The sequence below is a fragment of the Mycobacterium sherrisii genome (assembly GCF_002102355.1).
Taxonomy (GTDB): Bacteria; Actinomycetota; Actinomycetes; order Mycobacteriales; family Mycobacteriaceae; genus Mycobacterium; species Mycobacterium sherrisii.
The window spans coordinates 14549-29856 of the sequence record NZ_LQPT01000116.1 but is presented as its reverse complement, the minus strand read 5'-3'; the positions used below and the strand labels follow the sequence as shown (position 1 = coordinate 29856).

At 69.7% G+C, this 15308-nt stretch carries 16 protein-coding genes; 4 read left to right on the top strand and 12 right to left on the bottom strand.

Annotated elements, in window-relative coordinates; all coding sequences use genetic code 11:
• Positions 1 to 82 precede the first annotated feature (82 nt).
• Both AWC25_RS24295 and AWC25_RS24290 read right to left on the bottom strand, forming a co-directional pair.
• Complete coding sequence (locus tag AWC25_RS24295) at positions 83 to 1123, bottom strand: NAD-dependent epimerase/dehydratase family protein (protein ID WP_069399635.1); 1041 nt, start codon at positions 1121 to 1123, stop codon at positions 83 to 85.
• Positions 1120 to 1896, bottom strand: a complete 777-nt coding sequence (locus AWC25_RS24290; RefSeq protein ID WP_085168013.1) for an S-methyl-5'-thioadenosine phosphorylase — start codon at positions 1894 to 1896, stop codon at positions 1120 to 1122. Before AWC25_RS24290 ends, AWC25_RS24295 begins: the two co-directional genes overlap by 4 nt.
• 51 nt (positions 1897 to 1947) lie before the next feature.
• Between AWC25_RS24290 and AWC25_RS24285 the strand changes: the two genes are divergently transcribed.
• A complete protein-coding gene (locus AWC25_RS24285) occupies positions 1948 to 2820 on the top strand; it encodes a 1,4-dihydroxy-2-naphthoate polyprenyltransferase (RefSeq protein ID WP_069399636.1) in 873 nt (290 codons plus the stop codon).
• 205 nt (positions 2821 to 3025) lie between these two features.
• Entirely contained in the window at positions 3026 to 4036 is a 1011-nt protein-coding gene (gene fabH / locus AWC25_RS24280; protein WP_085168003.1) for a beta-ketoacyl-ACP synthase III, read from the top strand.
• Positions 4037 to 4038: 2 nt separating this feature from the next.
• On the opposite strand, the gene AWC25_RS24275 is transcribed toward fabH, so the two are convergent.
• Positions 4039 to 4413 (bottom strand): DUF4229 domain-containing protein, encoded by a 375-nt coding sequence (locus tag AWC25_RS24275; protein WP_069399638.1) that lies wholly within the window; start codon positions 4411 to 4413, stop codon positions 4039 to 4041.
• 46 nt (positions 4414 to 4459) lie between these two features.
• Here AWC25_RS24275 and AWC25_RS26725 point away from each other — a divergent pair, with 46 nt between their 5' ends.
• Complete coding sequence (locus AWC25_RS26725) at positions 4460 to 4621, top strand: hypothetical protein (RefSeq protein ID WP_142279034.1); 162 nt, start codon at positions 4460 to 4462, stop codon at positions 4619 to 4621.
• Positions 4622 to 4627: 6 nt separating this feature from the next.
• On the opposite strand, the gene AWC25_RS24270 is transcribed toward AWC25_RS26725, so the two are convergent.
• Genes AWC25_RS24270 through hemL form a run of 7 tightly spaced genes read right to left on the bottom strand, consistent with a single transcriptional unit; the run spans position 4628 to position 12015 of the window.
• Complete coding sequence (locus tag AWC25_RS24270) at positions 4628 to 5929, bottom strand: MinD/ParA family ATP-binding protein (RefSeq protein WP_069399639.1); 1302 nt, start codon at positions 5927 to 5929, stop codon at positions 4628 to 4630.
• A 31-nt stretch (positions 5930 to 5960) separates the two neighbouring features.
• Entirely contained in the window at positions 5961 to 6971 is a 1011-nt protein-coding gene (gene ccsB, locus AWC25_RS24265) for a c-type cytochrome biogenesis protein CcsB (protein ID WP_085168001.1), read from the bottom strand.
• The gene (locus tag AWC25_RS24260; RefSeq protein WP_085168011.1) at positions 6968 to 8551 is read right to left on the bottom strand and encodes a cytochrome c biogenesis protein ResB; all 1584 of its coding nucleotides are present in this window, start codon (positions 8549 to 8551) and stop codon (positions 6968 to 6970) included. Before AWC25_RS24260 ends, ccsB begins: the two co-directional genes overlap by 4 nt.
• Before the next feature lie 50 nt (positions 8552 to 8601).
• Entirely contained in the window at positions 8602 to 9417 is an 816-nt protein-coding gene (locus AWC25_RS24255; RefSeq protein WP_069399641.1) for a cytochrome c biogenesis CcdA family protein, read from the bottom strand.
• Positions 9414 to 10019: a TlpA disulfide reductase family protein gene (locus AWC25_RS24250; RefSeq protein WP_069399642.1), complete on the bottom strand. Its 606-nt coding sequence runs from the start codon at positions 10017 to 10019 to the stop codon at positions 9414 to 9416. Before AWC25_RS24250 ends, AWC25_RS24255 begins: the two co-directional genes overlap by 4 nt.
• Positions 10016 to 10621, bottom strand: a complete 606-nt coding sequence (locus AWC25_RS24245) for a histidine phosphatase family protein (RefSeq protein WP_069399643.1) — start codon at positions 10619 to 10621, stop codon at positions 10016 to 10018. The genes AWC25_RS24250 and AWC25_RS24245 overlap by 4 nt, the downstream gene beginning before the upstream one ends.
• Positions 10621 to 12015, bottom strand: a complete 1395-nt coding sequence (hemL, locus tag AWC25_RS24240) for a glutamate-1-semialdehyde 2,1-aminomutase (protein WP_069399644.1) — start codon at positions 12013 to 12015, stop codon at positions 10621 to 10623. Before hemL ends, AWC25_RS24245 begins: the two co-directional genes overlap by 1 nt.
• A 99-nt stretch (positions 12016 to 12114) precedes the next feature.
• Between hemL and AWC25_RS24235 the strand changes: the two genes are divergently transcribed.
• Positions 12115 to 12510: a nitroreductase family deazaflavin-dependent oxidoreductase gene (locus AWC25_RS24235; RefSeq protein WP_069399645.1), complete on the top strand. Its 396-nt coding sequence runs from the start codon at positions 12115 to 12117 to the stop codon at positions 12508 to 12510.
• Here the strand turns inward: AWC25_RS24235 and AWC25_RS24230 are convergent.
• On the bottom strand, positions 12507 to 13853 hold the full coding sequence (locus AWC25_RS24230) for an amino acid permease (protein WP_084229224.1): 1347 nt from the start codon (positions 13851 to 13853) through the stop codon (positions 12507 to 12509). The genes AWC25_RS24235 and AWC25_RS24230 overlap by 4 nt on opposite strands.
• A gap of 102 nt (positions 13854 to 13955) precedes the next feature.
• Complete coding sequence (locus AWC25_RS24225; protein WP_085167999.1) at positions 13956 to 15308, bottom strand: MFS transporter; 1353 nt, start codon at positions 15306 to 15308, stop codon at positions 13956 to 13958.

Sequence of the window (15308 nt, the reverse complement as noted above, 5' to 3'; positions counted from 1 at the left end):
TCTGGACCAAGACCGCCGACCAAATCCTCGAATCCATCGCAAATTACTGCAAGCGAATTAACGACTCACAACACTAGTCCCACTAACGCAGCGGGGCGAACGCGAAATCCCGTAAGCCGTCGCGCGGATCGATCGCCGCGCGGAAGCCCAGCACCTTGGCCGCGCGGGCCGGGTCGGCAACGATATGCCGCACGTCGCCGCTGCGATACTGCCCGGTGATCACCGGAGACAGCGACCGATCGCGCGCCTCGCACAGGGCGGTGGCCACGTCGAGGATGGAGATGGGTCGCCCCGAGCAGACGTTGACCGCGGTGAAACCGGTCCCGTCCGCCGCCAAGTGCGCGACGGCCGCCAGGTTCGCGACGGCGACATCGTCGACGTGGACGAAATCGCGCATCTGGCCGCCGTCCTCGAAAACCCTTGGCGGCTCCCCCTTTTCCAGCGACGAGCGAAAGATCGCCGCCACCCCGGAGTACGGGGTGTCGCGCGGCATGCCGGGGCCGTAGACATTGTGGTAGCGCAACGCCACCACCGAGCCGCCCGCCGACTCCGACCAGGCCAACGCGTAGTGCTCCTGGGCCGTCTTGCTGGCCGCATACAGGCTGCGCGGGCGCAGCGCGGCGTCCTCGTCGACCAGCCGCCAGGACAGCTGCTCGCCGCCCAGCGGGCACCGATGTTCGAACGCCCCGGCATCCAGGTCGGCCCGCCGCCGCGGCAGCGGGTCCACCAATCCGTGTGCGGGACAGTGATATCGGCCCTGCCCGTAAACCACCATCGAGGACGCCAGCACCAGTCGTTGCACCCCGGCGGCGAACATCTGCGCCAGCAACACCGTGGTGCCGTAGTCGTTGTGGCCGCCGTAGGCCGGGGCGTCGGCCGCGTCGACCCCGGCGCCTACCATCGCGGCCTGGTGACACACCACATCGACACCGTCCAGCAGTGGCGCCAGCGCTTCCCCGTCGCGGATGTCGACCCGCCGACATCCCCTCGGCAGCACCGATTTCGGACCGTGCGCCGCCGGCAGTAACATGTCGACACCGATCACCTCGTGACCGGCCGCGCGCAGCGTCGCATCCACGCGCGAGCCGATGAAGCCGGCCGCGCCGGTCAAAAGCACCCTCATGGCAGCTCGATCGGCAGCGTGACCCCGGTGTGCGCCAGGCAGTGTGTGCAATCACGCTCGGCGGCGACCCGGCCGATCGCGTCGCGCACCAGCTTCTTGAACGGCTCGATGTTCTTCTCGAATTGCATCAGCACGTCCACCGTCTTCACCCCCTCCCCGGCGCGCACACCGGCATCCAGGTCGGTCACCAAAGCTATTGCTGCATAGCACATTTCAAGTTCACGAGCCAGCACAGCCTCCGGGTAGCCGGTCATGTTCACCAACGCGAAACCCGCCGCGGCAAACCACTGACTTTCCGCGCGGGTGGAAAACCGCGGCCCCTGGATCACGACCATGGTGCCGCCGTCGACGACGTCCGGCAGTCCGGTGGCCGCCGCCCGCAACGTCGGGCAGTACGGGTCGGCGAAGTCGACGTGAATGGCGCCGGAATCGAAATAGGTGTCGGGGCGGCCGCTGGTGCGGTCCACGAGTTGATCGGGCACCACCACGGTGCCCGGCCCGTAGGCGGGTTTGAGGCTGCCCACCGCGCACGGCGCGAAGATCCGTCGCACGCCCAGGGCGCGCAGCGCCCACATGTTGGCGCGGTAGGGCACCGTGTGCGCCGAGTATTCGTGCCGGACGCCGTGCCGCGGCAGGAACGCGACCTCGTGCCCCCCGATGGTGCCCAGCGTGATCGGAGCGGCAGGTGGCCCGTAGGGGGTGTCCAGCGCGACGTCGCGGACGTCGGAATCGAAGAACGCGTAGAAGCCACTACCGCCGATCACCGCGAGCATCTGCACCGGTCCTTTCCCTCGTCATTGTGGTGCATAGGGCAGGATGCCCTGGTGGCCAGTTTTGCGCAGTGGATCTCCGGTGCCCGCCCGCGGACGCTGCCCAACGCGGTCGCGCCGGTGGTGGCGGGCACCGGCGCCGCGGCGTGGCTGCATTGCGCCCTGTGGTGGAAAGCCTTGCTGGCGTTGGCCGTCGCGCTCGCGCTGACCGTCGGCGTCAACTATGCCAACGACTACTCCGACGGCGTTCGGGGCACCGACGACGTCCGGAGCGGGCCGGCGCGGCTGGTCGGCTCGCGGCTAGCCACGCCGCGGTCGGTGCTCACCGCCGCAGTGTGCGCGCTGGCCGTCGGCGCGGTGTCGGGTCTGGCGCTGGCGCTGCTGTCCGCACCGTGGCTGATCGCGGTCGGGGTGGTTTGCCTCGCCGGCGCGTGGCTGTACACCGGCGGATCGCGACCCTACGGCTACGCCGGTTTCGGCGAGGTCGCGGTGTTCGTGTTCTTCGGCCTGGTGGCCGTGCTGGGCACGCAGTACACCCAGGCGCTGCGGGTGGACTGGGTGGGTTTGGCGCTGGCGGTGGCCACGGGCGCGCTGTCGTCGTCGGTCCTGGTCGCCAACAACCTGCGTGACATCCCGACCGATGCGCAGGCGCACAAGATCACGCTCGCGGTCCGTCTCGGCGACGCCCGCACCCGGCTGTTCTACCAGGCCCTGCTGGCCACCGCCGGGGTTCTGACGCTGGTACTGATGCTGGCCACGCCGTGGTGCGCGGCCGGGCTGATCGCCACCCCGTTGGCCGTGCGCGCCGCCCGGCCGGTGCGGTCCGGCCGCGGCGGTCCCGAACTGATCCCGGTGCTGCGCGACACCGGCCTGACGATGCTGGTGTGGGCGGTCGCGGAGGCGGCGGCGCTGACGCTGGCGCGCTGACGGCCTTTTCGGTGTGCGGCCCCGGCGTTCGGTGTGCGCCGTGGGCGGGCCCGGTCGGCGCGTCGTCGCCCTGCATGCACGCGGACCGCGAAGCTCGTTCGCCACCCTCGTTCGCCAAGTCCTCCGCGATTCGTGACAACAAGCGTTAGCGTCGGATGTGACCGCCCTTACATCCCGACCTGGATGACACCGAGCGAGGAGCGCAATGCAGCAGATCGCCGCCGCTACCAGCGGGCCCACCAACATCGGACTGCTCAGCGTCGGTGCCTACCGGCCCGAGCGGGTGGTCACCAACGAGGAACTGTGCCAAAACATCGACTCCTCCGATGAGTGGATCTACAGCCGCACCGGCATCAAGACGCGCCGATTCGCCGCCGCCGAGGAATCCGTCGCGTCCATGGCCATCGAGGCCAGCCGTCGGGCGCTGGAACGCGCGGAACTGTCGGCCGGCGACATCGATGGTGTGATCGTGGCCACCAGCACCCAATTTCTGCAGACCCCCGCCAGCGCACCCACGGTCGCGTCGGCCCTGGGCGCCGCCGGCGTGCCGGCCTTCGACATCTCGGCCGGCTGCGCCGGCTTCGGTTACGCGGTCGGCGTCGCCGCCGACATGATTCGCGGCGGCAGCGTCGCCAAGATGCTGGTGATCGGTTCGGAGAAACTGTCCCCGACCGTGGACATGCTCGACCGCAGCAACTGCTTCATCTTCGCCGACGGCGCCGCGGCGGTCGTGGTCGGCGAGGCGGCCGAACAAGGGGTCGGGCCCACGGTCTGGGGCAGCGACGGCGAGCAGGCGTTGGCCATCCGCCAAGACATCGACTGGATCGCCTACACCGAGAACCCGACCGGCCCGCGCCCGTTTTTGCGGCTGGAGGGCAGCGCGGTGTTCCGGTGGGCGGCATTCGAGATGGGCAAGGTCGGACGCCAGGCGATGGACGCCGCGGGCGTCAGGTCCGACCAGATCGACGTGTTCATCCCGCATCAGGCCAACGCACGCATCAACGAGGTACTGGCCAAAAACCTCAACCTGCGGGCGGACGCGATCGTCGCCAACGACATCGAACACACCGGGAACACGTCCGCGGCATCCATACCGCTGGCAATGGCGCAACTGCTGGACACCGGGGCGTCCCAGCCCGGGGATCTCGCGCTATTGATCGGCTACGGCGCGGGGCTCAGCTACGCCGCGCAGGTCGTGCGGATGCCCAACGGCTGAACTCATTGCGGGTCGGACTCGTCGTGGGGCACCGCCACGTCCTCGCCACGCAACCGGGCCCGCAACTGTTCACGTTCGGTGCGACGCCGTTCCCCGGCGACGGCCAACGAGGCGGTGGCCCGCCGGCGCAGCGGCGTGAACACCCAGATGCCCAATGGCATCGCGATGATCAACGCGAACAACGCCGCTACGACAATCGGAAACGGGCTGACCCCCAATAATTGCGCCGCGAGATAAATCACTGCGGTGAGTACCACCGCCAACAGCAATCTCGCCGCGGCGTAAAGCAAGACGTCAACCACGACGCGTTCCCGGGCACGGTCTGCCGCGGGCTCCCCTGTGCCCCCAGTGCTGTTGTGGCTCGGCTCTTCTGACACAGCACGAGCGTACGGCGCGAGTATATTCGCTCAAAGGAGGTGTTGAGTGCTCTACCTGGTGGTCGTCCTGGTTTTGGGGACGCTGATCTACGTTGGCTGGCGCGCGGCGCGATCGCAGGCCCAGCGGCCGAAGACGCGCGTCATCGGACCCGACGACGATCCAGACTTCCTGCGCCGGTTGGGAAACGGCGGCAACGGCCCGTACTGATCGCGGCTACCCAACCCCGAGGTTGGGCTGCTCGCCCGGAAACCCTTCTGCCACAGCGGCAGCCAGCGCGGTGAAGGCCTCCCGGGTCTCCCGCCGCAGCTGATCGACTTGGATCTCGGCGCCCTCATCGAGATGGGCGTCGAACGGCACCAACCGCACCGCGCGGCACCGTCGCGAGAAGTGATCGACGACCTTGTTCATGTCGACCTTGCCGCTGCGCGGGCGTACCGCGTTGATGACGGCGATCGAATTTCGCACCAGGGCTTCGTGGCCGTGGGCGTCCAGCCAGTCCAGCGTCGCCGACGCGCTGCGCGCGCCGTCGATCGAGCCCGAACTCACCACGATCAACGCGTCCGCATTCTCCAGCACCGACGACATGGCCGAATGCAGCAAACCCGGCCCGCAGTCGGTGATCACCAGACCGTAATAGCGCTCCAGGATGCCCAGGGCACGGGTGTAATCCTCGGCGTCGAACGCCTTCGAGACCGCCGGATCGCTGTCGGACGCCAGGACTTCCAGACCGCTGGGCCCCTTCGACGTGTAGCGGCGCACGTCGCTGTACCGCTCGACGGTGCCGGCGTCCTGTAATAGCTGGCGAACCGTCGCCGCGGTCTCGAGCGGGATCTTCTGGCTCAGCGTGCCGCGATCCGGGTTGGCGTCGACGGCCACCACCCGGTCGCCGCGGATGGCGGCGAACGTGGCGCCCAGCGCGGCCGCGATGGTGGTCTTGCCGACGCCGCCCTTCAGCGAGATCACCGCTACCCGGTAGGAGCCGCGCAGCGGGCGGTTAACCTGCGCCACCAGGTTGTTCTGCCGGGCGGCGCGTGGGCTTTCGCCGAGGTTGATGGTGCGGCCGGACAGCACATAGATCAACCGGCGCCAGCCTTCCGACGGCGGCGGCTTGATCGGCCGCAGCAGCATGCCCGTGGACAGCTCCGGGTACGGCGTGTGCGGCAGGTGGTCGGGGCGGTACGGGGTGTGCGGGGCTTGGGGCGCTTGGGGCGCGGCCTCGGCCCGGCCGTTGTAGTAGGCCCCGTAGGCGGTGGGGTCGACGCGCGGGATCCCGGTCACCGGCGTGGAATCCCAGGGCGGCATCCCGGCCGGCGGCGGCGCGGCGGGGGGGACCTCTCGCCGCTCGGCGGCGGGTCCCCGGCGTTCGGTCCGGAACCCGGCAAAGGCTCGCGTCGGCGCGTCGGCGCCGGGGTTGGCGGCATCGCCGGCGTGTGGCGCGGGCTCCTGGGGCGACAGCTCCGTCGTCGGATGTTCGGGCGCCCCCACGCCGCTATTGGCTTGCTCAGACACGTGCATTCCCCCTCGTTGCGGTGTCGATTCCGACTCGTCAGCCCACGCCGGCGTACGAATGCAGGCCCACGGTGACCAGGTTAACGAAGAACAAGTTGAAGACCATCGCCACGAATCCGACCACGTTGATCCAGGCGGCCTTGCGGTCCCGCCAGCCCGCGGTGGACCGGGCGTGCAGGTATGCCGCGTAAACCACCCACGCGACGAACGACACCGTTTCCTTGGGGTCCCAGCCCCAGTACCGGCCCCATGCCTCCTCGGCCCAGATGGCCCCGAAGATCACCCCGAATCCGAACACCGGGAAGGCGAAGATCGTGGTCCGGTAAGCGATGCGATCCAGCGTCTGCGCATCAGGCAGCCGTCGCACCAGCCGCGCCAGCGGGCGCTCGACGCCATCGGTGGCGGATTCGGTGGCCGATTGGGTGGCCGATTCCCCCAGCGCGGAGGTGCGCAGCAAGAACAGGATGCTGGCGACACCGGCGACCAGAAAGACGCCGGAGCCCAGACTGACCACCGACACGTGGATGGGCAGCCAGTAGGACTGCAGGGCCGGCATCACGGGGGCGGCGTTGGTGTAGAGCCAGCGACCGGAGACCGTCAGCAGGATCAGCACCGGCAACAGCAGGAACACCCACAGCGGCCGGAATTGCGGGCGGCGCAGCACGACCGCACCGGCGATCAGGCCGCACAGGCAGGTGAGGTTGATGAACTCGTACATGTTGCCCCACGGCACCCGCATGGTCGCCAAACCGCGCAGCACGAGGCAGCTGAACAGCAGGCCGATGCCGAGGTAGGCCACCGCCAGTCCGGCCCGCCCGACGCGTTCGTCGAGCGGGCGACGCGGGCCGTCGTCGACGATGCCGGGGGTGGGGCTGTCGGCGGTGACCCCGCCGGCCAGGACCTTCGCCCGGTTGTCTGCCCGCCGCCCGCCGACGTAGGCCAATTCGAACGCCAGCAGCAGCAGCGCGACCACCAGCGCCACCACCGCCGAGGTGAATGCCCAGTCGGAGTAACGCGCCAGGCCGATGTTGACGTGCAGTGTGTTCATGTGACGTCCACCTGAGAGCTCCTTGCCGACGCTGGGGACTCGCCGAGGTCGGCTACCAACCGCTCGGTGAGCCTTTCGAACTCGTCGCCCCACCCGGAGTTGTCGGTGCGGGCCAAGCCGCCCAGCTCGACGTTCACCGTACCGGGGACTTCGGCGACCGGGATGAGCCGCACCCAGATCCGGCGCCGGCGCACCAGCAGCGACACCAGCAGCCCGGCCATCATCGTGATCGCGAAGACCAGCACCCAGACCTGCCCGGGGTCGTGGGAGACCTGCAGGTTGACGAACGGTACGGCCCCATCGAAGCGGATGGCGGTGCCCGCGGCCGGCCCCTGGTCGAGCCGCACCTGTTGGCCGACGCGCAAGTTCACCCGCTTCTCCTTGGTCAGCCGGCCCTGCTCGATCAGCCGGTGATCCAGGGTGAACAGCGACTGCGGGCGCCCGGTGTCCAGGCCGGTGTCGCCGCGGTAGATGTCGATGGCTACCGCGGGGTTGTTCAGCGCCGGGAACCGCGACGACAGCAGGGTGCCGTCGAGTTGCTCGGTGGGCGCCAGCAGCCCCTGGATCGCGATCTCGTGTTGGCGACGTTCGGCGGCGCTCGGGTAGCTGCCGGCCGGCGGGTCGATGCGCATTACGCCGGAGGAGAGCAGCGTCTGCGGGTTGTCGGGTCGCCACTGCACGGTCGCGGTGCGCTGCTGCCCGTCGGGGAAGGTGACCGTGAAACTGGGCGCGTAGCCGTGGCCCTGCAGGTACACCCGGTCGCCGCCGACCCGCAGCGGGTGGTTGACCTCGAGACGGTAGGGCCGCCACGTGTCCGCGGCCAGGTCGGCGCCGTCCTGGTAGTCGATGTCGGCGGCGAACGAGGTGGCCTGCCCGGATGGCAGATAATGCGCCTGAAAATCGTTGACCCGCACGCAGATTGGATGCAGCGATGTGCCGTCGACGGTGTTGCCGGCGCGGAACGAGTCGAACGCGGCCGGCGACGCCGAACAGAACCCCGGGCCGCCGTCGGCGATGACGATGACGTTGCCCTCGTAGCCGAACAGCTTGCCGGCGGCCACCGCGACCAGCAGGCCCAGCAGCGAGAAGTGGAAGACGATGTTGCCGAACTCCCGCAGGTACCCCTTTTCGGCGGACACCTCCACGGTGTCGGGGGCGGCCGCGCTGTCACCGGGGTGGCGGATCGCGGTGCGCCAACCGTGCAGCCGCCCGGCGACGGTGTTGGCGACGGCGTTCAGGTCGGCCTCGTCGGCGAGCGTCAGCGTCGTGGTGGCGTGCTTGGGCAGCCGGGCCAGGTTGCGCGGGGCGGCGACGGGGGTGGCGCGCAGGCTGCGGGCATGCTCGAGCATCCGCGGGGTCAGGCAGCCGACCAGGGAGACGAATAGCAGCACGTAGATGGCGGTGAACCAGAAGCTGGAGAACACCTCGAAGGCCTGCACCCGGTCCAGCCACGGGCCGATCGTCGGATGCGCGGCCAGGTAGTCGTCAACCTTGCCGGCGTTGAGGCTGCGCTGCGGCAGCAACGCGCCCGGTATCGCGCCGAGCGCCAGCAGGCACAGCAGCACCAGCGCGGTGCCCATCGAGGTCAACGCGCGCCAGGTGTTGCGCAGGTACGCGACTGCCAGCGGGATCAAATCGGCAACCTCACGTCGGACACGAAGGCGTCGCGCACCCAGGCGATGAAGTCGTTCCAGACGCCGGTGACCAGCAGCACGCCGACCGCGATCAGCAAGGCGCCGCCGAGCATCTGGATGGCGCGGGTGTGCCGGCGCAGCCAGCCCAGGCCGGCGACCGCTCGCGCCGAACCGAACGCCAGCAGCACGAACGGGATGCCGAGCCCCAGGCAGTAGGCGATCACCAGCAGGATGCCGCGGGCGACGTCGGCGCCCTCGGTGGCCGAGGCCACGGTGATCACGCCGGTCAGTGTCGGCCCGAGACACGGCGTCCAGCCGAGCGCGAACACCGCGCCCAGCACCGGTGCGCCCGCCACGGTCGTCAGCTGTTGCGGGGTGAACCGAACCTGGCGCTGCAGGGCCGGGATCAGGCCGACGAACACCAGCCCCATCACGATGGTCAGCACCCCCCCGGCCCGCTGCAGCACCAGCTGGTTGGTGATCAGCGTCGACGTCATACCCAGCACGGCCACGGTGCCCAGCACGAACACCGCGGTAAAGCCGGCGACGAACAGCAGCGCCGAGCCCGCAACCCGCCACCGGGCCCTCGCGGGGGCTTTGATCACGCCCGACGGCGATTTTCCGTCGGTCTGGTCGGCGCGGCCGTCGTCAACCCCGGCTTCCTCCCCAACCAACGCGGCCAGATACGACAGATAGCCGGGGACCAGCGGCACCACGCACGGCGACGCGAAAGACACCAGGCCCGCCAGCACGCAGGCGCCGAGCGCCAGCACCAACGGCCCGGCGGCCGCGGTCTGCGCGAACCCGGTCACTTTTCTGCGTCCAGCTTCTGGACGACGGGCTGCAGGTCGGAGGCCAGCAGCTCGCGCAGAAACACCGCCGCCACCCGGTGTTGCCGGTCCAGCACCAGCGTGGACGGGATGACGGTGGTGGGGTATTTGCCGCCGAAGGCGATCAGCGTGCGCATCGCCGGGTCGTAGATCGACGGGTAGGTCACCGCGCGATCGTTGACGAAGTCCAAGGCGGCCTGCCGGTTGTTGTCGCGGACGTCGATGCCCAGAAACGACGTCCCGGAGCCGCGGCTGGCGTCGTGGACATGCTGCAGTTGGGTGACCTCGGCGCGGCACGGCCCGCACCACTGCCCCCAGACGTTGATGACGACGACGTTGCCCGCGAAGATCGGATCGTCCAGCGACAGTGTGTGGCTCGGGTCGGACAGGTCTGGTCCGGACAGCGGGCCGGGCCGGCCGCGGCTGGCGGGCGGGTCATAGAGGATGTCGGTCTTGCCGCCGGGTGAGACGAATTCGAAGGTGCCACCTTGGGCGACGGCGTCGTGCCCGGCCGAGCAGCCGGTCAGCAATCCGCAGATCGCCGCCACCGCCCCGGCGAGCACGGGCCACCGTCTTCTGGTCATGGCGCTGGTCGGGAGTATTCGACGTCGACCAGCCGGTCGCCCTGGTAGACCAGGGTGGTCAGCGAGGCGAGGTCGCACTCGCGCCGCCGCGGGTCGTGCCAGAGCCGGCGGCCGGTCAGGTGCAGCCGCAGCGTCCACACCGGCAGTTGGTGGCTGACGCACACCACTTCGTGGCCGGCGCCGCGGGCGCGGGCCTTGTCCACCGCGGTCGCCATCCGGTCGGCGATCTCGCGGTAGGGCTCCCCCCAGGACGGGCGCAGCGGGTTGCGCAGCTGCCACCACCACCGTGGGTCCCGCCACGCCCCGTCGCCGGGGCTGACCCGGCGGCCCTCGAAGAAGTTCGCCGATTCGATCAGATCGGGATCGGTGTCGATGGTCAGGCCGTGCTTGTCGGCGATGGGCGCAGCGGTTTCTTGGGCCCGCTGCAGCGGGGAGGCGATGACCGCGACGATGTCGCGGCCGGCCAGCGCGTCGGCCACCGCCTGCGCCTGCGCCCGGCCCCGCTCGGACAGGTGGAACCCGGGCAGCCGCCCATACAGAATGCCGTCGGGATTGTGCACTTCGCCGTGCCGCATCACGTGCACGCGGGTTTGCTCGGTCATCAGGACTTCTCCTCGGTGGCGTGCGCGGCTGCGCGGGCGGCGGCGGGCAGCGCCTCCGCGATGCGCTCGAACGCGGTGTCGTCGAGGGCGGTCGAGACGAACCACGTCTCGAAGGCGCTGCACGGCGGGTAGACGCCGGCGTCCAGCAGGGCGTGGAAGAACGGCGGGTAGCGCCAGGTCTGGCTGGCGCGAGCCGACGCGAAGTCGGTGACCGGGGTGTCGGTGAAGAACACACTGAGCATGTTGCCGGCCCGCGAAATCTGGTGGGGCACACTGGCATTGGTCAGCGATTCGGAGAAGAGCCCGGCCAGTCGGTCGGCGTTGGCGTCCAGCGTGGCATAGACGGCGTCGTCGGCGGCGCGCAGTGTGGCCAGCCCGGCGGCCATCGCGACGGGGTTTCCGGACAGCGTGCCGGCCTGATACACCGGCCCCAGCGGTGCCAGCCGTTCCATCACCTCGGCCCGGCCGCCGAACGCGGCGGCCGGCAGTCCACCGCTCATCACCTTGCCGAAGGTGAACAGGTCGGCGGCGACCGGATCGATTCCGTACCAACCACTTCGGCTGACCCGGAAGCCGGTCATCACCTCGTCGATGATCAGCAATGCCCCGTGCTCGGCGGTGATCGCCCGCAATGCCGCGTTGTAGCCCGAGGCCGGCGGGACGACACCCATGTTGCCGGGGCTGGCCTCGGCGATCACAGCCGCGATCTGGTCCCCGAACCGGGTGAACGTTTCCCGCACCGCGTCAATATCGTTGTAGGGCAACACAATCGTGTCGGCCGCGGCGGCGCCGGTGACGCCGGGCGTGGACGGCAAACCCTGTGACGATCGCAAGCCCGGCGAAGCCGGGTGCGACGGGTCGTCACACAAACCCAGCGTCGCGACACCGGAGCCGGCGGCGGCCAGCAGCGCGTCCACGTGGCCGTGGTAGCAGCCGGAGAACTTGATGATCTTGGCCCGGCCGGTGAAACCGCGGGCCAGCCGCACCGCGCTCATGGTGGCTTCGGTGCCGGAGTTCACGAAGCGGAGCCGCTCGACCGGGGCGACCCGGTCGATGATCGCCGTGGCCAGCTCGGTCTCCCGCGGGGTCGGCGCGCCGAACGACAATCCCGTCGCCGCCGCCCGGGTGACGGCGTCGACCACGGCCGGGTGGGCGTGGCCGAGGATGATCGGTCCCCACGAGCAGACCAGGTCGACGTAGCGGTTGCCGTCGGCATCGGTGAGCCAGCAGCCCTGCGCTTCGGTGATGAAGCGCGGCGTCCCGCCGACGGCGGTGAAGGCCCGCACCGGAGAGTTCACTCCACCGGGGATGACCGCGCACGCGTCGGAAAACAGCTGCGCCGACGCCGCCGCCCCGCCCCGGGTGTGCGCGATTGCCTGGTCATTGCTAGCCATGCGACCAGTGTTCCAGCTCCGGCGAGCCGACCAACTACAGGGTGTAAGAGTCGAGGTTGCGTCTTGAAGCCGCCCGCGCCGGACGAGTTGGATGGGACTATGCAACTCCCGCAGCGCCTGGCCCGCTTCAACCGCCGCGTCACCAACCCGATCCAGCGGCTGTGGGCCGGCTGGGCCCCGACGTACGCCATCATCGAGCACACCGGACGAAAGTCCGGTAAGCAGTTCCGCACCCCGGTCAGCGCGTTCGAGGCCACCGTCGACGGCAAGCCCGGCATCGCGGTGCTACTGACCTACGGTCCCGACCGGGACTGGCTGAAAAACCTCACGGCCGCGGGCGGCGGACGGATGCGCCGCCACGGCAAGACGTTCGGCATTTCCGCCCCGCAGATCATGAGCCGCGACGATGCGGCGCAACGGGTGAGCAGCGGGGCGCGCAGGGTGTTCGCCCGGATGCCGTTCGAGCAGGCGGCGCTGTTCACGAAGACGGGCTAGGTGATAGCAGCCCGGCCACGGCGGCGGATGAGGGCGTAGATCGCCAGCACCACGGCCCACGACAGCAGGCTCAGCCACAGCTGGCTGCGCGCCTTGTGGTCGAACGCCATCTGAACCAGCACCGCGGTGATGCCGGCCAGCGTCAGGATCGACAGCACCGGGAAAAACCGCATCTTCACCCGCAGCTTCTCCACCGGAGTGCGACGGCGCAACACCAGCTGGGACAGCGCGATCAGCCAGTAGACGAACAAGATGATCGCGCCCGAAGAGTTGAGCAGGAAGAGAAACACGGTGTGCGGCGCCAGCCACGCCATGATGACGCACAGGAACCCGATCGCCGACGAGAACACGATGGCCAGATGCGGCACCCCGCGGCCGCTGAGCCTGACCAGCCGCTCCGGCGCCTCGTTACGCACGGCGAGGACGAACAGCATCCGCGACGCCGTGTAGAGGCCGGAGTTCAGGCAGGACAGCACCGCGGTCAGCACGACCGCGTTCATCACCTGATCCGCTCCGGGCAGGCCCAGCTGCTTGAACGCGGCGACGTACGGCGAGGCTCCCGGTTCGACCGAATTCCACGGCAGCATCGCGACGATCAAAAACACCGAACCGACGAAGAAGATCCCGATCCGCGCGACTACCGACCGGGTCGCCCGCTGCACGGCGCGCACCGGGTCGCGGCTTTCGGCCGCGGCGACGGTGACGATCTCCGCACCCACCATCGAGAAGATCACCACGACGATCGCGGCGAAGACGGCGCCGACGCCGTGCGGGAAGAAGCCACCGTGGGCGGTCAGGTTGGCGAACCCGCCGCCGTGACCGGGCCACAGCCCGGCGACGAACACCGTGCCGACGCCGAGGAATACCACGATGGTCGCGACTTTGATTCCGGCGAACCAGAATTCGAACTCGCCGAACGAGGTCACCGAAAACAGGTTCGTCGCCGTCATCAACACCATCAGGCACAGCGACAACGCCCACAGCGGGGCGTGAAACCAGTAGTTGAGGACCTTGCCGCCGGCGACGGCCTCGAAGCCGACGACGATCACCCAGAAGTACCAATACAGCCAGCCCACCGAAAACCCGGCCCAGCCGCCCAGCGCCCTGGCCGCATAGTCGGCGAAGGAGCCCGTCGACGGGTTCGCGGCCGCCATCTCGCCCAGCATCCGCATCACCAGCACGACCAGCACGCCGCACACGGCATAGGTCAGAAACGCCGCCGGCCCGGTGTCGCTGATCACCACGCCCGACCCGACGAACAACCCGGCGCCGATCACCCCGCCAAGCGCGATCATACTTAGCTGTCGCTGCGAAAGACCTTGGCGCAGTTGGTGATTGGGCATCGACGACGCGCCTTGGCCCTCGGTGTCGGTGTCCCGGCCCGGCGTGCGCGACATGCCCGGACGCTAGCCGGGTTCACCCTCGGCAGCAACCGGCCGCCCGCGTCAGAGGTACAGGTCCGCGTCGCGGATCAGCGCCGTGGCGATCACGCTGATCACCGCCGTCGCCACCAGATACCCGCACGCCAGCCACGGCGCGCCGCCGACGGCGGCGATCAGCGCGGTCAAAATCATCGGGGTGACCCCGGAGGCGTACACCCCGGAGAACTGGTAGACGAACGACAAGCCGGTGTACCGGGTGCCGGTGGGATACAGCGACGAGTACAGGGTGCCCTGCGCCCCGTAGAACAGTGCGTGCACGACGCCGAACACCAGCACCATCGCCAGCCCGAACCACAGCAGGTTTTTGGTGCCGAACAAGGCGAACGCCGGGAACGCCGCGACGCCGTAGAGGGCGACCCCGGCCAGGTACACCCGGCGGGCGCCGTAGCGGTCGGTCAGCGCCCCCGACACCGGCAGCAGCACCGCCATCAGCAGGGCGGCGACGGTCACCACGATCAGCACCGACACCTTGTTGAAGCCCAGCGCGCCGGTGGCGTAGCTGATCGCGAAGACGCCCCAGGTGTTGAAGGCCGAACCCTCGGCCCAGCGAGACAACAGTCCCAGCACCGTGTTTCGCCGGGAGCGAGGTTCGCGGACGATGTCGCGGATCGGCACGGTGGCCGCGGCCTCGAGGTCGCGCAACTGTTGAAACGCCGGCGTCTCGTCCACCCGTAACCGCACCACGATGCCGATGACCACCAGCACGATGCTGAGCAGGAAGCCGATGCGCCAGCCGTAGGACAAGAACCGGGCCGGGCCCAGGGCCACCTGCAGGACCGCGAAGATGCCGGTGCCCAGCGCCAGGCCGAGTGCCAGGCCGACCTGCGGGACGGCGCCGTAGCGCCCGCGCCGGTCGCCGGGGCTGTGTTCGACGGCCAGCAGCACCGCGCCGCCCCATTCACCGCCCAGGGCGAAGCCCTGCAGCACCCGCAGCGCCAGCAGCAGGACCGGCGCCCAGGCCCCGATCTGGGCGGCGGTCGGTAGCGCCCCGATCAGCGCGGTCGCCCCGCCCATGATCAGCATGGTCAACGCCAGGCTGCGCTTGCGCCCGATGCGGTCCCCGATGTGGCCGAACACCAGGCCGCCGATGGGCCGCATGACGAACCCGACCGCGAACGTCGCGAACGCCAGCAGGGTGCCGACGAAGGAACTGGCGTCGGGAAAGAACACCTTGTTGAAGACCAGGCCGGCGGCGGTGGCGTAGAGGAAGAAGTCGTACCACTCCACCGTGGTGCCGAGCAGGCTGGCGGCGACGACGGTGCGCAGGCGCCGACGGCGGTCGGCGTCGGACTCCTCGGCGGTCTGCGGTGCCGCCGCGCCCGAAGCTCCGGCCCCGGCGGGCAGGGTTGTCGCCAC

Excerpts from the sequence above, each read along its gene's own strand:
- AWC25_RS24295 (WP_069399635.1), bottom strand. The coding sequence starts at position 1,123 with ATGAGGGTGCTTTTGACCGGCGCGGCCGGCTTCATCGGCTCGCGCGTG.
- AWC25_RS24290 (WP_085168013.1), bottom strand. The coding sequence starts at position 1,896 with ATGCTCGCGGTGATCGGCGGTAGTGGCTTCTACGCGTTCTTCGATTCC.
- AWC25_RS24250 (WP_069399642.1), bottom strand. The coding sequence starts at position 10,019 with ATGACCAGAAGACGGTGGCCCGTGCTCGCCGGGGCGGTGGCGGCGATC.
- AWC25_RS24270 (WP_069399639.1), bottom strand. The coding sequence starts at position 5,929 with ATGCACGTGTCTGAGCAAGCCAATAGCGGCGTGGGGGCGCCCGAACAT.
- AWC25_RS24230 (WP_084229224.1), bottom strand. The coding sequence starts at position 13,853 with ATGCCCAATCACCAACTGCGCCAAGGTCTTTCGCAGCGACAGCTAAGT.
- ccsB (WP_085168001.1), bottom strand. The coding sequence starts at position 6,971 with ATGAACACACTGCACGTCAACATCGGCCTGGCGCGTTACTCCGACTGG.
- fabH (WP_085168003.1), top strand. The coding sequence starts at position 3,026 with ATGCAGCAGATCGCCGCCGCTACCAGCGGGCCCACCAACATCGGACTG.
- AWC25_RS24260 (WP_085168011.1), bottom strand. The coding sequence starts at position 8,551 with ATGGGCACCGCGCTGGTGCTGCTGTGCCTGCTGGCGCTCGGCGCGATA.
- hemL (WP_069399644.1), bottom strand. The coding sequence starts at position 12,015 with ATGGCTAGCAATGACCAGGCAATCGCGCACACCCGGGGCGGGGCGGCG.
- AWC25_RS24235 (WP_069399645.1), top strand. The coding sequence starts at position 12,115 with ATGCAACTCCCGCAGCGCCTGGCCCGCTTCAACCGCCGCGTCACCAAC.
- AWC25_RS24245 (WP_069399643.1), bottom strand. The coding sequence starts at position 10,621 with ATGACCGAGCAAACCCGCGTGCACGTGATGCGGCACGGCGAAGTGCAC.